Source organism: Paenibacillus sp. NPDC057934 (genome assembly GCF_042887565.1).
Classification (GTDB): Bacteria; Bacillota; Bacilli; order Paenibacillales; family Paenibacillaceae; genus Paenibacillus_AQ.
The window spans coordinates 297,049-311,291 of sequence record NZ_JBHVPB010000004.1 but is presented as its reverse complement, the minus strand read 5'-3'; the positions used below and the strand labels follow the sequence as shown (position 1 = coordinate 311,291).

The 14,243-nt window shown below is 50.9% G+C and carries 14 protein-coding genes and 1 riboswitch; of the genes, 7 read left to right on the top strand and 7 right to left on the bottom strand.

Annotated features, from left to right (window positions below):
- The first annotated feature begins 44 nt into the window (after nt 1-44).
- Together ACFVRY_RS11260 and ACFVRY_RS11255 are read left to right on the top strand one after the other, a co-directional pair.
- The gene (locus ACFVRY_RS11260) at nt 45-1,259 is read left to right on the top strand and encodes an MFS transporter (RefSeq protein WP_387500187.1); all 1,215 of its coding nucleotides are present in this window, start codon (nt 45-47) and stop codon (nt 1,257-1,259) included.
- Nucleotides 1,260-1,331: 72 nt separating this feature from the next.
- A complete protein-coding gene (locus ACFVRY_RS11255; RefSeq protein WP_387500185.1) occupies nt 1,332-2,786 on the top strand; it encodes a hypothetical protein in 1,455 nt (484 codons plus the stop codon).
- A gap of 6 nt (nt 2,787-2,792) precedes the next feature.
- Here the strand turns inward: ACFVRY_RS11255 and ACFVRY_RS11250 are convergent, their stop codons facing one another.
- On the bottom strand, nt 2,793-3,149 hold the full coding sequence (locus ACFVRY_RS11250; protein ID WP_387500183.1) for an Hpt domain-containing protein: 357 nt from the start codon (nt 3,147-3,149) through the stop codon (nt 2,793-2,795).
- Between the two features lie 137 nt (nt 3,150-3,286).
- Nucleotides 3,287-3,398: riboswitch (TPP riboswitch) on the top strand.
- 210 nt (nt 3,399-3,608) lie between these two features.
- On the opposite strand from ACFVRY_RS11250, the gene ACFVRY_RS11245 reads away from it, so the two are divergent.
- The 4 genes from ACFVRY_RS11245 (at nt 3,609) to ACFVRY_RS11230 (ending at nt 6,644) form a co-directional block, all read left to right on the top strand.
- Nucleotides 3,609-4,670, top strand: a complete 1,062-nt coding sequence (locus tag ACFVRY_RS11245) for an ABC transporter substrate-binding protein (protein ID WP_387500181.1) — start codon at nt 3,609-3,611, stop codon at nt 4,668-4,670.
- 49 nt (nt 4,671-4,719) lie between these two features.
- A complete protein-coding gene (locus ACFVRY_RS11240) occupies nt 4,720-5,013 on the top strand; it encodes an MTH1187 family thiamine-binding protein (RefSeq protein ID WP_387500179.1) in 294 nt (97 codons plus the stop codon).
- Nucleotides 5,010-5,771, top strand: a complete 762-nt coding sequence (locus tag ACFVRY_RS11235) for an ABC transporter permease (RefSeq protein ID WP_387500177.1) — start codon at nt 5,010-5,012, stop codon at nt 5,769-5,771. The genes ACFVRY_RS11240 and ACFVRY_RS11235 overlap by 4 nt, the downstream gene beginning before the upstream one ends.
- A gap of 87 nt (nt 5,772-5,858) precedes the next feature.
- Nucleotides 5,859-6,644 (top strand): ABC transporter ATP-binding protein, encoded by a 786-nt coding sequence (locus ACFVRY_RS11230; protein WP_387500487.1) that lies wholly within the window; start codon nt 5,859-5,861, stop codon nt 6,642-6,644.
- Nucleotides 6,645-7,003: 359 nt separating this feature from the next.
- Here the strand turns inward: ACFVRY_RS11230 and ACFVRY_RS11225 are convergent, their stop codons facing one another.
- The 6 genes from ACFVRY_RS11225 to ACFVRY_RS11200 all read right to left on the bottom strand — a co-directional run bounded on the left by ACFVRY_RS11225 (nt 7,004) and on the right by ACFVRY_RS11200 (nt 12,922).
- Entirely contained in the window at nt 7,004-7,606 is a 603-nt protein-coding gene (locus tag ACFVRY_RS11225; protein ID WP_387500175.1) for a response regulator transcription factor, read from the bottom strand.
- On the bottom strand, nt 7,603-8,754 hold the full coding sequence (locus ACFVRY_RS11220) for a sensor histidine kinase (RefSeq protein ID WP_483875148.1): 1,152 nt from the start codon (nt 8,752-8,754) through the stop codon (nt 7,603-7,605). Before ACFVRY_RS11220 ends, ACFVRY_RS11225 begins: the two co-directional genes overlap by 4 nt.
- 6 nt (nt 8,755-8,760) lie before the next feature.
- Nucleotides 8,761-9,495, bottom strand: a complete 735-nt coding sequence (locus ACFVRY_RS11215; protein ID WP_387500171.1) for an ABC transporter permease — start codon at nt 9,493-9,495, stop codon at nt 8,761-8,763.
- 2 nt (nt 9,496-9,497) lie between these two features.
- A complete protein-coding gene (locus ACFVRY_RS11210) occupies nt 9,498-10,406 on the bottom strand; it encodes an ABC transporter ATP-binding protein (RefSeq protein WP_387500168.1) in 909 nt (302 codons plus the stop codon).
- 315 nt (nt 10,407-10,721) lie between these two features.
- Nucleotides 10,722-11,474: an oxygen-insensitive NADPH nitroreductase gene (gene nfsA, locus ACFVRY_RS11205; protein WP_387500166.1), complete on the bottom strand. Its 753-nt coding sequence runs from the start codon at nt 11,472-11,474 to the stop codon at nt 10,722-10,724.
- Nucleotides 11,475-11,578: 104 nt separating this feature from the next.
- Nucleotides 11,579-12,922 carry an aminotransferase-like domain-containing protein gene (locus ACFVRY_RS11200; RefSeq protein ID WP_387500164.1) on the bottom strand — a complete coding sequence of 448 codons (1,344 nt, stop codon included), beginning with the start codon at nt 12,920-12,922 and terminating at the stop codon, nt 11,579-11,581.
- A gap of 225 nt (nt 12,923-13,147) precedes the next feature.
- Between ACFVRY_RS11200 and ACFVRY_RS11195 the strand changes: the two genes are divergently transcribed.
- The gene (locus ACFVRY_RS11195; RefSeq protein WP_387500162.1) at nt 13,148-14,104 is read left to right on the top strand and encodes a DMT family transporter; all 957 of its coding nucleotides are present in this window, start codon (nt 13,148-13,150) and stop codon (nt 14,102-14,104) included.
- The last annotated feature ends 139 nt before the right edge of the window (nt 14,105-14,243 follow it).

Genomic DNA, 14,243 nt, shown 5'->3' with positions numbered 1-14,243 from the left:
CGGGCACGGTTCCATAAACTTAACTTGTTAAGGAGTATTCCAACGTGAAAAAATTGATCTGGCTTGGCTGTCTCTCCTACTTTGTGATTGGCTTGGCCCATGTAGTACTGGGTTCTATTCTCCCCGTTCTCTTGGAGCATTATGACCAGAGCTACAGCGCTGGTGGGCAACTGATCTTCACCCAATTTGCCGGCTTCCTGGCCGGTGTATTGCTCTCTCCTTTTCTGAATCGCCGCTTCGGTAAGCGCGGTGGTATTCTCATTGCCACCGGACTGTTGCTTGTTGCCGAGGTTGCTTACACCTTCTTACCGCCGTGGGGCTGGATGTATGTTATCGCTGTTGCCGCAGGCTTTGGCTTTGGTATGGTTGAAGCCGTCATCGGCACGGTCATTATTGCCGCAATCACAGAGGGCACTGCTGTTGCCATGAGCAGGCTTGAAGTTCTATTCGGCGTCGGTGCACTGCTTATGCCTTTAATCTCCAGCGGCCTTATCGCTGCCGGTTGGTGGAAGCTGAGCTTCCTGATTGTAGCTGCCTTCTCCTTAGTTGCCCTGATCTTCTGGAGCAAGGGCCGGTTCGGCAAGCTGCAGTCCTTGCTGGATGACCGCGGTTCACGCCGCCCAGTGACGAACGAGACTTCGGACAGTCACACGCCGCGCTTTCCTTACAAGGGCAAGCAGTGGTTCATACTCGGAATATTCATGGTCTTCTTCTTTATCTATGTAGGCACGGAAATGAGCCTGGTAAATTTCATGCCCGCCATCTTCATTGCCAAGCTGGGCATGTCAGAATCGGGAGCAGCCTTGACCGTTACCTGCTTCTGGCTGGCTATGTCGATAGGACGCCTGTTCGCCGGGGTACTCGCCGAAAAAATTTCTTACCGCGTCTATGTTCTGGGCAGCTGCCTGCTGACCGTCGTGCTACTGGCGCTGTTTCCATTCACTGAACACCGTCTCGTTGCCTTTACCATTATCATTCTACTGGGATTGTTCATGTCCGGCCTCTTCTCCATCGCACTAGTCTTCTCCAGTAAATTAATGCCGGGCACCGAGGAGTCCACGCCAAGCATCATGATTGCCTCCGGCGGCATTGGCGGAGCCATTCTGCCACTGCTTACCGGCTGGTCGATGGACCACCTGCAAGCAACACAAACGGCCGGACTGCTTGCAGCATTTGCTACTGTCCTCTTCCTGCTCAGCATAGCTGCATGGAGAATACGTCCGGAACGGGATTCCGGACATACATCACCCGGTCATTGAGGCCGGGTAATCACAATTCGCTTTTTGGGGTAATGTAGATTGTATTGATATCCTGTACATAAGGTGGAACTCATGATGGATATGCTGTCTGCCGAGCCCTTACTTCATACGGCGCTGCTCCAGTTTATTTTCCCTTTCTCTATCAAGCAGGGAGCGTCTGCACGACTGATCTCTGAACTGGGGAAGAACGGATACACTTCTTTTTCCCTCGATAAAAAAGAACTGGAAGGCGCTTATTATGGCAATGAATACTGTGTCTCTCATGAAAAAATGGAACGCACCTATCTGCCTTTTGCTGCACACGTACTGTTCCCGCAGGAAGATGACGAGGATTCCTTCCGCCGCTTCTCGCGCGTTAATGATCTGTTCTGCCGGATGGAAATGTCACAAGCGAATGTAGCCTTCCGGGTACTCTCCACAGATCTGTTCATTTGCCCATTTCAGACCGGATTTGTAACCTTGCGGGTGCAGATTGAGGAAGATAAGCTCCCCTTCAGCATCGCTCTCGAATTTGCCGACCGTTTCCGTACCCTTGAGAATGTCAGTGTGCAGGATGAACAGACGGTTATCCGTAGCGGAGAACAAACCTTTAGTCAGGTAGAGGATTTTATCTTTAATTATCTGGCGGAAGGGCTGAAGCCGTTTTTGGACCAGTCCGAGCTGAACGGAGCTTATTTCGAAACGCTGCCTTTTTTCGTGGATGAACGTATGCTGGTGCAAGCCTTTTATGGCTTGGAACCGGAAGGAGTTACCGACGATATTCCCTTGAGTATGCGCTACCGTGCCTCCCAGCTTGATGGACTGGATGCCGCGGGTCAACCCTACATCAGCGCGAGCGATCCTGGTTACATTGAACAATATTGCGAGGAGCATACCTATACCCGCTGGGGACCCCAGACGTATTATATGACTAATGAACAGACCTTCTGCTGCATCAGCCGGGCAGAACGCCCGCTCGCCATACAGCTTGCCAATCAAATGTATGGAGAATATTATTATGGCCTGCTACTTAGCATGTTTCACAAAATTGTCCTGCTGAAGCTGGCGAATATGCACTCCCGGCTCCGCATCAATCGGGATGATGACGATATTGAGGATTTGATCTTCTTCATCAATAAATTCTCGGCCAAATTTTATTTTCTGGAGCTGATTTCCCAATCACAAGGTCGGGAGATTTTCTTCCAGCTCCGCAAAGTTTATGGCAACGATGCGCTATTCGACGAGGTGAAGCAGACACTGAATGATCTGTTTCAGTATCAAGTGAAGTACCAGTCGAAACGGCGGGATATGCTGCTGATGATTCTGACCGTCTTCACTGTAGTGAGCGGTATATACGGAATGAATCAAGTGATTGATGATCTGGAAGGGACCATTAACTGGGGCAAAATGATGCAATATTCCCTATTCCAGTATTTCGCGCTAGTGCTGACCTTCAGCGGCATTGTGATCAGCGTTGTCTTGACGGTGCGGGAGATATGGAACGGCATCCGGGCTCGCCGCCGGAAGAAAATCAAATATCAGAATTAGCCTTCGTTACTCTATCTGCTGTTCCAATGCACGACACGTATCAGTAAAAACAGCGGCTAGCAGGGAATCTAACGACTGTGGGGAATTTAGATCCCCCCGCCGGGCCTGTTGCTCAATGCTTGCGCACAGAGAAGCAAAGTATCCTGCGCCAATGCTGAGGCTGCCTGACTTCAGGCTATGGGCAATTCCGGCAATGCTCGCGGAATCGCTGCTGTCCAAGGCTAACCGAAGCGCCTCCAGTCTCGGCGGCGTATCGGTCTTGAACATTCCAATCAGTCCGGCGAACAACCCTTCGCCATCTTCATCCAGTGCTTTGATGCCAGCGACCGTCTCTTCATCGATTAAATATTGCTTATTTAGCATGATAATTCCACCTCTTAAATAGTTTATGTTATCCCTCTCTTCCGCCTCCAACTTCAAAATGAACAACAAAGCTGCTGGACAACGAAAAGAGGGGAGTCTATAATTACACCGTAAGCAAGAAGCATCACCCGTTAACTTCATAGCACCAGGGGGGCTGGGATTGGCCGGCTGAGAGTGTATCCCTCAAGATACTGACCCTTATACCTGATCTGGATAATGCCAGCGTAGGAACCGTAATTGAGCATGGCTGCTTTAAGGCCTATGCCATCCTTGCGCAAAGCCGCGTCCCGTTCATCTTCGGGACGCTTTTTTATGGTATATTTCCGATTAACACAATTCATGGGGAATTGAATCGCGCTGCCTGTACTTTAGGTGGCAGATGACGGTGTGAAGACGGGGAATTCGCCGGAATTAACGCAATCACTGCGAAGAACCGGTACCAAAAGGAGAGAGAAGAACATGGGAGTCAAGAAACTGCTTATGCTGGGCCTGACCTGTCTGCTCGTTATCGCCGTTGCCGGATGCGGCAGCAATAACAGCAACTCTGCCGAAGGCAACAAGGAAACCGGCAAGACAAACACCGGAGCCTCTACCGGGAAGCCAGGTACATCGCAAGAACTGACCAAAGTCAAGATCGCGCTCGACTGGACACCGAACACGAACCACACGGGGTTATATGTCGCAAGAGATCTTGGGTATTACAAGGAAGAAGGACTGGATGTTGAGATTGTGCAACCCGGCGCGGCTGGTGCAGACACGATGGTCACTTCCGGTGAAGCCGCTTTTGGTATCGGATATCAGGAAGGCCTGACTTTGGCCCGTCTGCAAGGCGTACCGCTGGTCTCGCTTGCCGCCATCATTCAGCATAATACATCTGGTTTTGCGGCCCCCAAGAGCAAGGGCATTACCTCTCCGAAGGATTTTGAAGGAAAAACATACGGAGGTTGGGGCTCCCCGGTGGAAGAAGCAGCACTCAAAGCTATCATGGACCCGGAAGGTGCCGATGTGAAAAAGGTAAAGATCATCAATATGGGCGAAGCCGACTTTTTTACAGCTGTGAAGCGGGATATTGATTTCGCCTGGATTTTCTATGCCTGGACCGGTATTCAAGCTGAACTGCGCGGAGAACCCATCGACATGCTCTATGTAAAGGACTACGCACCACAGCTCGATTATTACACACCTGTGCTGACCACCAGCGAGAAAGAGATCACCGAGCATCCCGAGATCGTCAAAGCCTTCGTTAAAGCGACCTCCAAAGGCTACAAATACGCCATCGATCATCCAGAGGATGCTGCAAACGTTCTGATCAAAGCCGTCCCTGATCTCGATCCGAAACTTGTGATGGCCAGTCAGAAATGGCTCAGTCCAAAATATCAGGATGATGCGCCGCGCTGGGGGGAACAAAAAGCTGAGGTCTGGAAAAACTATGCTGACTGGATGTATGGCCTTAAGCTACTTGAGCAACCAGTAGATACCAGCAAGGCGTTTACGAATGATTTCCTGCCTGCAGCACAGTAATGAATGGATTCATATTTAACCATACTATATTGAGAGAGGATTGATCATTTTGGCTAACACACTGCTAAGCATTCAAGTTATCCCTAAAACCCCTAACAATGAGGATTCCATCCCTTATGTGGATAAAGCGATCGAGGTCATTCAGAAGTCCAGTGTGAAGCATCAGGTGAACCCGCTCGAAACGACGATGGAAGGCGAACTAAATGACTTGCTGGACATCGTGCGCGAAATGCATGAAGCACTGGTCCAAGCCGGCAGCCCAAGCGTGATCTCCCAGATCAAAATCGCCCACAATCCGAACGGAATCAGCATGGACAAACTGACGGAGAAATACCGGCCGTGAGATCGTCCTGGAAGCAGATATGGCCGCCCATTGTGGCGGTCGTCTTCTTTTTAGCGGTATGGCAGCTGGCGGTATCTTTCTTTGATATTGAAAAATGGATTCTGCCCAGCCCCCGTGATATCGGTCATGAATTCGCTGGCAATCCAGCCGGCGTCTGGGACCATACGCTGGCTACACTGAAGCTGACGCTGATTGGCTTTCCCATCGGTACCGGCGTAGGGCTTGCGGTGGCGCTACTACTGCACCTGATGCCTTGGGCGAAACGTGCTTTTTACCCGCTGCTGATCCTGAGCCAGAACGTGCCATCCATCGCCCTAGGTCCCTTGCTTGTCATCTGGTTCGGCTTCGGTCTGCTGCCGAAGATGGTGCTGATTACGCTGGTCTGCTTCTTCCCTGTCGCCGTGGCCGCCATGGGCGGGCTGTCACAGAGTGACCGGGTGATGCTCAATTATATGAAAATGGCGGGGGCGAGCAAGTGGCAGATTTTCACCAAGCTGGAGCTGCCTCATTCTCTGCCTGCGATCTTCTCCGGGGTTAAAATCTCCGCCACCTATGCCGTCATGGGGGCCGTGGTTGCCGAATGGATCGGCGCCGACAAGGGGATCGGGTATTATATGCAGTTGCAAAAATCAGCCTACCGGACCGACCGAATGTTCGTTGCCATCGTCATTGTTGTCTTGCTGAGTCTGGTGCTCTTCGCCATTATCGCCGTACTGGAAAAATGGCTGGTGCGCTGGAAGCCGCGCCGCAACCCTTAGAAAGGAGGGATTCCCGAAATGTCCCAACTCACACATATGTCGCCCCATGAGCCGGTAAATAACGAGATTAGAACGTTCGAAGCCGGAATGCACGGATTGCCACCTGCACTGGAAGTCAGTACCGTGTCCAAAACCTTCACCCAGCGCCGCAGCTCTACTCCTGTATTGCACAATGTCTCACTAAAGGTGGAGCAACAAGAATTCGTGACCATACTCGGTCCTTCCGGTTGCGGCAAAAGCACGCTGTTCCATATCATCGGCGGCCTGGAGCAGCCGGACAGTGGAACAATCAGCATGAATGGAAAAGTCGTTACCGGCCAGCGCGGAGAAATCAGCTACATGCCGCAGCAGCCTGCACTCTTTCCCTGGCGGACCATCGAAGACAATGTCCTCCTATCCCAAGAGATCAAAGGCGCTGCCCGGGACGGCAGCCGCGAAGAAGCACGTCAGTGGCTGACCAAGGTCGGCCTTGGCGGCTTCGAGCGGGCTTACCCGCATATGCTATCGGGCGGGATGCAGCAGCGCGTGGCATTCCTCCGGGCACTGCTGGCACCTCAGGAGCTGATGCTCCTGGATGAGCCATTCAGTGCGCTGGATGCGCTGACCCGCAGCGAAATGCAGCGCTGGTTGCTGGAGCTTTGGGAGGAGAACCGCCGCTCCGTGCTGTTCATCACCCACAACATCGAAGAGGCGCTGCTCCTCTCGAATCGTATCTACGTTTTCTCCAGCCGCCCTGGTCAGATTCTGCACACGGTAGATGTGCCGTTCCCGCGCCCGCGCCGTGAGGAGATTGCGGATACGCCAGAATTCCTCGCGCTGAAGCGTCAGCTCTCACAGTGGATGCGTGAGGAGCAGGCCAAGAGCCGAGTATAAAATAAAACCCAGTTCCGCACACAAAGGCGAAACTGGGTTTTATTTAGGCTAGAGATTCTAGAAGATTACTTAATTACCCATTTATTTCACTCCAACCAGTCCGTTGCATGCTGCCATAAAGCTCTCTTTCCATAGGAGAGCTAGCACGGGGCCATAGACTACCTCTCGACAGAATGGGCTATTCTGGAATATTCAAGGCGCAATATTGCACTCAATCTCCACTTCCCCCTAGCTGCAGAGGATTTAAGATACGAAAATACCGTTAATTACACTACTGATAAGAACGCCTTTTCATTTATTTAATCCTAATTTTATTACGCTTGAAATTACCTTTATATCCTTGTGTAAAAATCCTAACACTAAATCCAGCCCTTCTCCTCGGCAATCCTCACCGCTTCAATCCGGCTCTTCACTTCAAGCTTGTTCAGAATCTCGGAAATATAATTACGGACGGTGCCATAAGAAAGATGCAGTGTAGCCGCGATCTCACCCGCTGTCTGACCTCCTCCTGCCAACTTCAGAATTTCACGCTCTCTGGAGGTCAGCGGATTCTCCTCCCGCAAGCTTCCGAAGACCAGCTCCGGAGACACTTCCTTATGCCCCAGCATGACTTGGCGGATGGCACCTGCGATCTTCTCAACAGGCTCGTCCTTGAGCAGGTAGCCTTGTATATCCGCCTTTACACCCCGTTCGAAATAACCCGGCCGGGCAAAGGTTGTCAAGATAATGATGCGAGTCCTGCACCCCTGCTTCTTCAATAATTCGGCAACTTCCAATCCGCTCATTCGCGGCATTTCAATATCCATCAGACAGACATCTGGCTGAAGCTTCTCAATCTGGGCCAGCGCCTCAGCACCGTCCGCCGCCGCTCCAACCACCTCGATATCGTCTTCCAGATCTAGCAGGGAAGCCATGGCGTCGCGCAGCAGCCGCTGATCCTCCGCGATTATGATTCTTATCATGCCGTCTCCCCATCCTTTCGTTCTTTGACTACTAGGGGAATCATTACCATTAATACTGTACCTTTATTGCCAGCCGCAGTGATGGTCAGCGAGCCGTCAATCAGGGACAGGCGTTCATTCATTCCCTTCAGGCCATTGCCCTCTGTGAATCCAGCATCTGAGACACCCTGACCGTGCAATCCATGCCCGTTGTCCCGGATCATGATTCGCACCTGTCCCTCGCTCTTCACAATACTAATAACACATTTATTGGCCCCACTGTGCCGCACAATGTTGGTGATAGCCTCTTTGATACAGAGGCTGAGTATGTTCTGATTGAGATCGGATACTTCCCCAAGGGAAACATCCCCCTCAATCTCCAGGGCAATCTCCGCCGTCCGCAGCATTTCTCCGGCCTCAGTTAACTCCTCGGCCACGGTGATGGCCCGCATCTCGGAGACCAGTTCCCGCACCTGCCGCAGCGCGGCCCGGGAAGTGTGCTGGATCTCCCGCGCTTCGGCCTCTGCGCGTTCTGTATCCTTGGACACGAGTTTCTCAACCAACTGGCTCTTCAAAGTGATCAGCGAGAGTGTATGACCCAGCGTATCGTGCAAGTCACGGGCGATACGCATGCGCTCTTCGCGCTTAACCAGCTCCTTGATGACCTTATTCGCCTCGTCCAGCTCCTTCTCCAGGTGTCGGCGGCGAAACATAGAACGTATCCCAAAAGGCGAAATCATCATGATTATAAAGAATGGAAGTAGAAACATTAACTCCATACCTTCTATCGCCTGGAGTCCCCAAATCACCAGGAATAATTCCTGCACCGCGAAGATGACATAGACGATCTTAAATTTCCGATTATCGCTATACCAACTGACGAAATTTGCCGTAAAGAAACCCAGGTAGACGTTTTGGGGGCTGTAAAATAGACAGAGCAGCAAAATCAGCAGCATTTGCACGGCCAGCCAAGCGGTAAATGCACGGCCTTCAATCCAGTACAACTGACGATAGGTTATAGCAAATAAGCCCATCATGGCATAGCCCAGCACCAGCTTGATTCCGGTAACGTTCTGCATATTCATGATCGGCAGGATCATATAAACCACCCAAATAAATGGGAAGATGCCGAATTTTTTAGGAAATAACCGGAACTCCCATTGCCTCATCGTCCTTTACACCGCTTCCTGTTTTTTACGAATGTACACCGATAGTATCATAAATAAGGCGAGATAACCGAACAGAATCAGGATATTGCTCCACTCCGGATGCGAGCCCTGCACAATCTGCCAAGCACCGTTTCCATAGTTGTAGGAAGGCAACCAGACTCCGATCTTCTGCATCAGGCGCGGCAAAATCTCCAGCGGCATCCACATGCCGCCCGTTATAGCAAGGGCCATATAGACGGCGTTGCTGACACCACTAGCGGTATCCACCCGTTTCATCGAACCCACTAGCGTCCCCATCGCGAGGAACGGCAGGGAGCCGCTCAATAGCCACAATCCGCTGAGCAACCACTGCCCCGCAGATAGTGAGACCCCGTTAATGAGATAGCCTGCTGCAAAAATGCAGATGATCGAGAAGAGATGCATCATCGTCTGACCGAACATTTTGCCCAAAAAGTATATATATCCCGGCAGCGGAGTAATGCGGATAAAGGTCGTCCAGCCCTGTGAACGCTCCTGTACGAGACGAATACCTAGCGTCATAATCGCTGATCCCATTACACTGAAGGCTGCCATCGACATGAGATAATGTGCTGCCCAGGTCGGATCGCTATCGCCCGTGTTCACGACTCTAGTGAAAATAAAATAGAACATGATCGGCATAAGCAGCGACCAGAATACATAGTAGGGGTTGCGCACAATCCGCAGCATTTCCGCTTTGCATTGCATCGTTAGGCTTCTCATCGTTAGACCGCCCCCTCTTGGTTCATTGTTAGCTGTTCAAAGGCTTCATCCAGCCGCCCTTGGTCAATACGTACATCCTTCACCGGCAGACCCGCCGTAAAAATATCCCGTAACGCTTCATCCGTATCCTCAGTAGTCACGAAGATTCGCCCGTCCTTACTGTAGCAGTCGTCTATAGAACGCAGAGCCAGTAACTGTTGCCGAAGATCCAGTCCATCAGCCGGTTGCAAAAAGGACAGCGAGCGCTTCACGATTCTCGCCTTGATCTCATCCGGACTGCCGTCTGCCGCGAGGCTTCCCCGGTTGAAAAGCAGAATCCGGTCGGCGATATCCTCCGCTTCCGGAAGATAGTGTGTAGTGAACAGAATGGTCTTCCCCTGTTCTGCCAGTCCCCGGACCTTCTCCCAGAACCGTCGCCGGGCGGTAATATCCAGCCCGACTGTCGGCTCATCGAAGAAGAGCAGTTCTGGATCTCCAGCAAGTGCGAGCGCAAAGCCGAGACTGCGCTTCTGGCCACCCGATAACTTCTCCGCAAATCGATTTAGGTCGTCTGGAACCAGACCCGTCGCCTCCACTAACAGCTTCGGTTCCATGGGGTGCTGATAATAGCTGGAGATCAGACTGATGATCTCCTTGACCTTCAGACGGTCCATGACACTGACCTCTTGCAGCATGGAGCCCGTCTTCTCACGCACCGCTTTATCTTTGGGGTGCTGCCCAAAGATGGTAACGGAACCTTCAGTCGGCTCTAGCAGACCCAGCATCATCAGGATGGCTGTCGTCTTGCCTGCTCCATTTGGCCCCAGGATGGCGGTAATCGAACCTTTGTTTATTTTAAAGCTAATGTTGTCTACCGCCTTTTTCCCCTTGAACGCTTTGCTGACGCCATTCATTGCTATCACTGTTTCCATACCCTATTCCCTCCCGTAACCCGCTCAGTTCTGCTTCATGTACCTAATGATACGTTCTGGAAAGGAATGACATCAGTATGGAGTGTCACAGCTTTAAGCTGACAATTGTCACCTGTTGATCGAAATCAACTTTCATTATAGATGTACCAAAGTTCCCATTAAAAATCCCCCGATTGAAGCCTAAGCTCCCGGGGGATGTTCTCTGGATTTCTGATTGCTCTCTAGTTGCCTTTAATCTTCTACAAGAACTTTCTATTGGTTCGTTATAGCCTCGTGATAACTTCCCTATAGCTTCCTGGTATATGTGTACCTTAATCATCTCCGCAGGAAGCCTTTCGCCTGCAAAAAGTCTTTCAACTGCATACGAGCCGGCTCTGAGATTCGTTTCGCCATCATTTCAGACCAAGGCGTGTCATTCGCGCCGCCGGTCCGTTCACGCATGTATACCCGACTTTCTTCATCGTAAACTTTGACCTGCTCCAGAGTTGTCGCTGCATCATAGCCGTTGCGATGCAACACAGCCTGAAGCGGCAGACGCGGACGCAGCCCTGTCCTTGCTGCCGGATAACCGACACACATACCGAATACAGGGTAGACCAACTCTGGAAGACCCAACAGCTCCGACACCTCGGCAATCTTACTGCGGATACCGCCGATATAGACAATGCCCAGTCCCAGCGACTCTGCCGCTACAGCTGCATTTTGCGCGGCGAGGGCCACATCGACAGTGGCGACGATCAAGTTCTCTGTGGTGTCCTCATAGGAGGAGCCGCCTGCCAGATGCGGCGCGGATGCTTCCCGCAGACGATACAAATCCGCACACCAGACCAGAAAGACAGGAGCCTGCTCGATATAGGCTTGATTTCCGGCTAATTCGGCTAGCTGGCTTCTCAATCCAGGATCGGTCACTGAGATGACGCTGTACGCCTGAACATTGCTGGAGGTGGAGGCCATCTGGGCTGCACTGATGATAGCTGCAAGCTGCTCTTCGCTAACAAGGGTATCCTTATACTGTCGGACCGATGCATGCCGGTTCAACAGCTCCAGGGTTTCATTATTTGGGTTCATAACTTATCCGCCTCTCTTTTTCCGAAATTGGCTTCTCATGCAAGCCTGTCTCTATATTATTAGCATACATTCCCACACAAATAAAAATATACAGAGTAGGCAATCTACCACTTACCCGTGCGCTTAACCTCCTGGACAATTGCCTGAACGCCTTCGTCAATCTGTTCTAGCCGGGCACGTGAAATGCTAATCCGTATAAATTTCTCTCGCTCCTGATAGTCGGATAAATAGAACCCTCTGCCGGACACAACGCTGATCTTTCTCTCTTTCAGGCGTTTAAGCAGACGATCCAGGTTCAGCGTTCCCGGCAGCTTAAACTGCACGTAGACACCGGAACTTGCGGGAGATACCTCAATCAAGCCTTCTGTATTATGTCGTTCAAGGGCTGCATACAGAGCGTGCATTCTCTCCGCATACAGGTCTTTTATTTTGTGCTTGTGATGCTCATACATCCCATTCTTGATGTAGATCTCAAGTGCCGCCTGAGACAAAAGGGAAGTGTCCGTATATCCCTTATGTGCGCGGAAGGCCTCCAGCAGGGCTTCTGGCAACACTACCGCACCCAGTCTGAGGCCAGGGAAGATGATCTTGGAGAAGCTTTTTAAATAAACGACATGTGAAGTCTGATCATACGCATAGATCGGATCAAAACGCCTCTCTGCACCCAGGTCGGCCATATAGTCATCCTCAACGATATAGACATCGTATTTGGCGGCCAACCCGGCGATGGCTCTCCGTTCCTCTGCGCTGTAGGAGGTTCCGAGCGGATTTTGATATCTGGGCATGGTATAGAAAAATTTGATGTCCCCGCCCTTGAACCGCTCCTCCAGCTCCAGCAGATTAATTCCCGCCGCCGAACGAGCGATTCCGCTGACTGGCAGACCCTCCCCCTCCAAATAACGCAGATAGATGTCATAGCCCGGCTGTTCGACAAGAATTTGGGTCCCTCCACCTGGAAATGGCATCTTGGCCAGAATTTCGAGTGCCTGCTGGATACCCGAGGTGATAATGATCCGCTCGGCTTTGGCAAATACCTGATATTCAGCCAAATGAGATACCAGCGTATGACGCAGCGTCCCCCATCCCAAAACATCGCTGTAGGTGAACAGGTGATATTTGTAGATATCAATTGCTTTGTTGAGACAATGCTGGAAATCCAAATACGGGAACACATTCAGGTCGGGCGAAGCGGATGCAAAATCCAGGGTCTCATGCCCAGTGGAAGGCTCCAGGTCTTCAGGTTTCTCCACCATATAATATCCGCTCTGCGGAATGGAATATACCGTGTGTTTTCTTTCGAGCTCACCGTATGCCCTCAGAACAGTACTGACACTGCAGTCATAGAATTCTGCGGCACTTCGCACGGAGGGCAGCTTCTGCCCGGGGCTGTATTTGCCCTCCCGGATTAGGTGTTCCATATCAGCTAAAACAGAATGATACTTTTTCATAATGCCCCCCTGTACGGCCTGCGTCATACTCAAAATGTGAAATCCGAGATCTTATAAGTTCATGTTAACACCATTCTTCTCCATTTATTATAAACGAATCCCCAACTGTATCGGTACAGTCATGAAAAACTCACATTGTAGGCCCGCGTAAATTCTTTTAATTTTAAAGTAACAAACAGAGGCGGATACACGATCCTGCCTTGTTATAGAAAGGGAGATGCAACCATGCAGCAAAAAGGTCTTAAATCGGCATATATCTTAGCCGTACTCAATGCGGCTATTATCGGATTCTCATTCTTGTTCACCAAAGTAGCGCTCGGCCACGCGGGGCCGCTCGATACCCTGACCTTCCGCTTCGCCGCTTCGTTTCTGGTGATGTCGATCCCGGTTGCCTTCGGGTGGGTCAAAATCTCCTACCGCGGCAAACCCATTTTTAAAGCGCTACTGCTGGCATCCATGTACCCGCTCGGGTTCTTCACGCTTCAAGTGTTCGGACTCCAGCACGCCACCTCGGCCGAGGGAGGGATTCTCTACGCTTTTACACCGGTAGTGACGATGATTATCGCTTCGATCTTCTTGAAAGAAACGACGACGCTTTTGCAGAAGCTATGTATCTTCCTGTCCGTGTTCGGCGTGGTGTTCATCTTTGTGATGAAAGGAAGCAGTTTCAATCTGTCCAATATGACAGGAATTGTGCTACTGTTCCTGACCTGTGTGGCTTTTGCCGGATACAGCGTGTTGGCCCGTTCACTCACCAAGCATTTCAGTCCTGCTGAAATCAGCTACTTGATGATGGGGATTGGCTTCGCTACCTTCCTGATTATTTCCTTAACCAGTCATGTCAGCAACGGAACAATGGGCGAGTTCTTCAAACCACTGAGCAGCGGCACATTTGTCTTATCGGCACTTTATTTAGGCGTCATCGCTTCACTCGTCACTACACTAGCCTCTAACTATATCTTGTCCAAAATCGAAGCTTCCCTCATGAGCGTGTTCGCCAATCTCTCCACCATTGTATCGCTTGCAGCTGGGGCGATCTTCCTGGGCGAAGAAATCACGGTGTACCACTGGATTGGATCGGCTCTGATCATTGCAGGCGTAATTGGTACGAACCGTCTGGGACGGAAAAAAGCTGCCGCTACTCTTGCTAATGTACCATTATCTAAATCAGCAAAATTATGATTCTTACCCTAGCAGCGTATAATCGTCACTTCGATCCTGCCATATAAGCTGAACTTAAAAATCAGCAAAGTACTGCTCTATATATTCAAAAAGTCGCAGATGCCTAATAAGGCACCTACGACTTTTTTGTTAGTTCTGC

Bases quoted from the DNA above. Each gene is read 5' to 3' on its own strand.
- ACFVRY_RS11195 (WP_387500162.1), top strand. From the start codon at position 13,148: ATGCAGCAAAAAGGTCTTAAATCGGCATATATCTTAGCCGTACTCAAT.
- ACFVRY_RS11225 (WP_387500175.1), bottom strand. From the start codon at position 7,606: ATGATAAGAATCATAATCGCGGAGGATCAGCGGCTGCTGCGCGACGCC.
- ACFVRY_RS11215 (WP_387500171.1), bottom strand. From the start codon at position 9,495: ATGAGAAGCCTAACGATGCAATGCAAAGCGGAAATGCTGCGGATTGTG.
- ACFVRY_RS11200 (WP_387500164.1), bottom strand. From the start codon at position 12,922: ATGAAAAAGTATCATTCTGTTTTAGCTGATATGGAACACCTAATCCGG.
- ACFVRY_RS11255 (WP_387500185.1), top strand. From the start codon at position 1,332: ATGATGGATATGCTGTCTGCCGAGCCCTTACTTCATACGGCGCTGCTC.
- ACFVRY_RS11220 (WP_483875148.1), bottom strand. From the start codon at position 8,754: ATGAGGCAATGGGAGTTCCGGTTATTTCCTAAAAAATTCGGCATCTTC.
- ACFVRY_RS11210 (WP_387500168.1), bottom strand. From the start codon at position 10,406: ATGGAAACAGTGATAGCAATGAATGGCGTCAGCAAAGCGTTCAAGGGG.
- ACFVRY_RS11250 (WP_387500183.1), bottom strand. From the start codon at position 3,149: ATGCTAAATAAGCAATATTTAATCGATGAAGAGACGGTCGCTGGCATC.
- ACFVRY_RS11230 (WP_387500487.1), top strand. From the start codon at position 5,859: ATGCACGGATTGCCACCTGCACTGGAAGTCAGTACCGTGTCCAAAACC.
- ACFVRY_RS11245 (WP_387500181.1), top strand. From the start codon at position 3,609: ATGGGAGTCAAGAAACTGCTTATGCTGGGCCTGACCTGTCTGCTCGTT.
- nfsA (WP_387500166.1), bottom strand. From the start codon at position 11,474: ATGAACCCAAATAATGAAACCCTGGAGCTGTTGAACCGGCATGCATCG.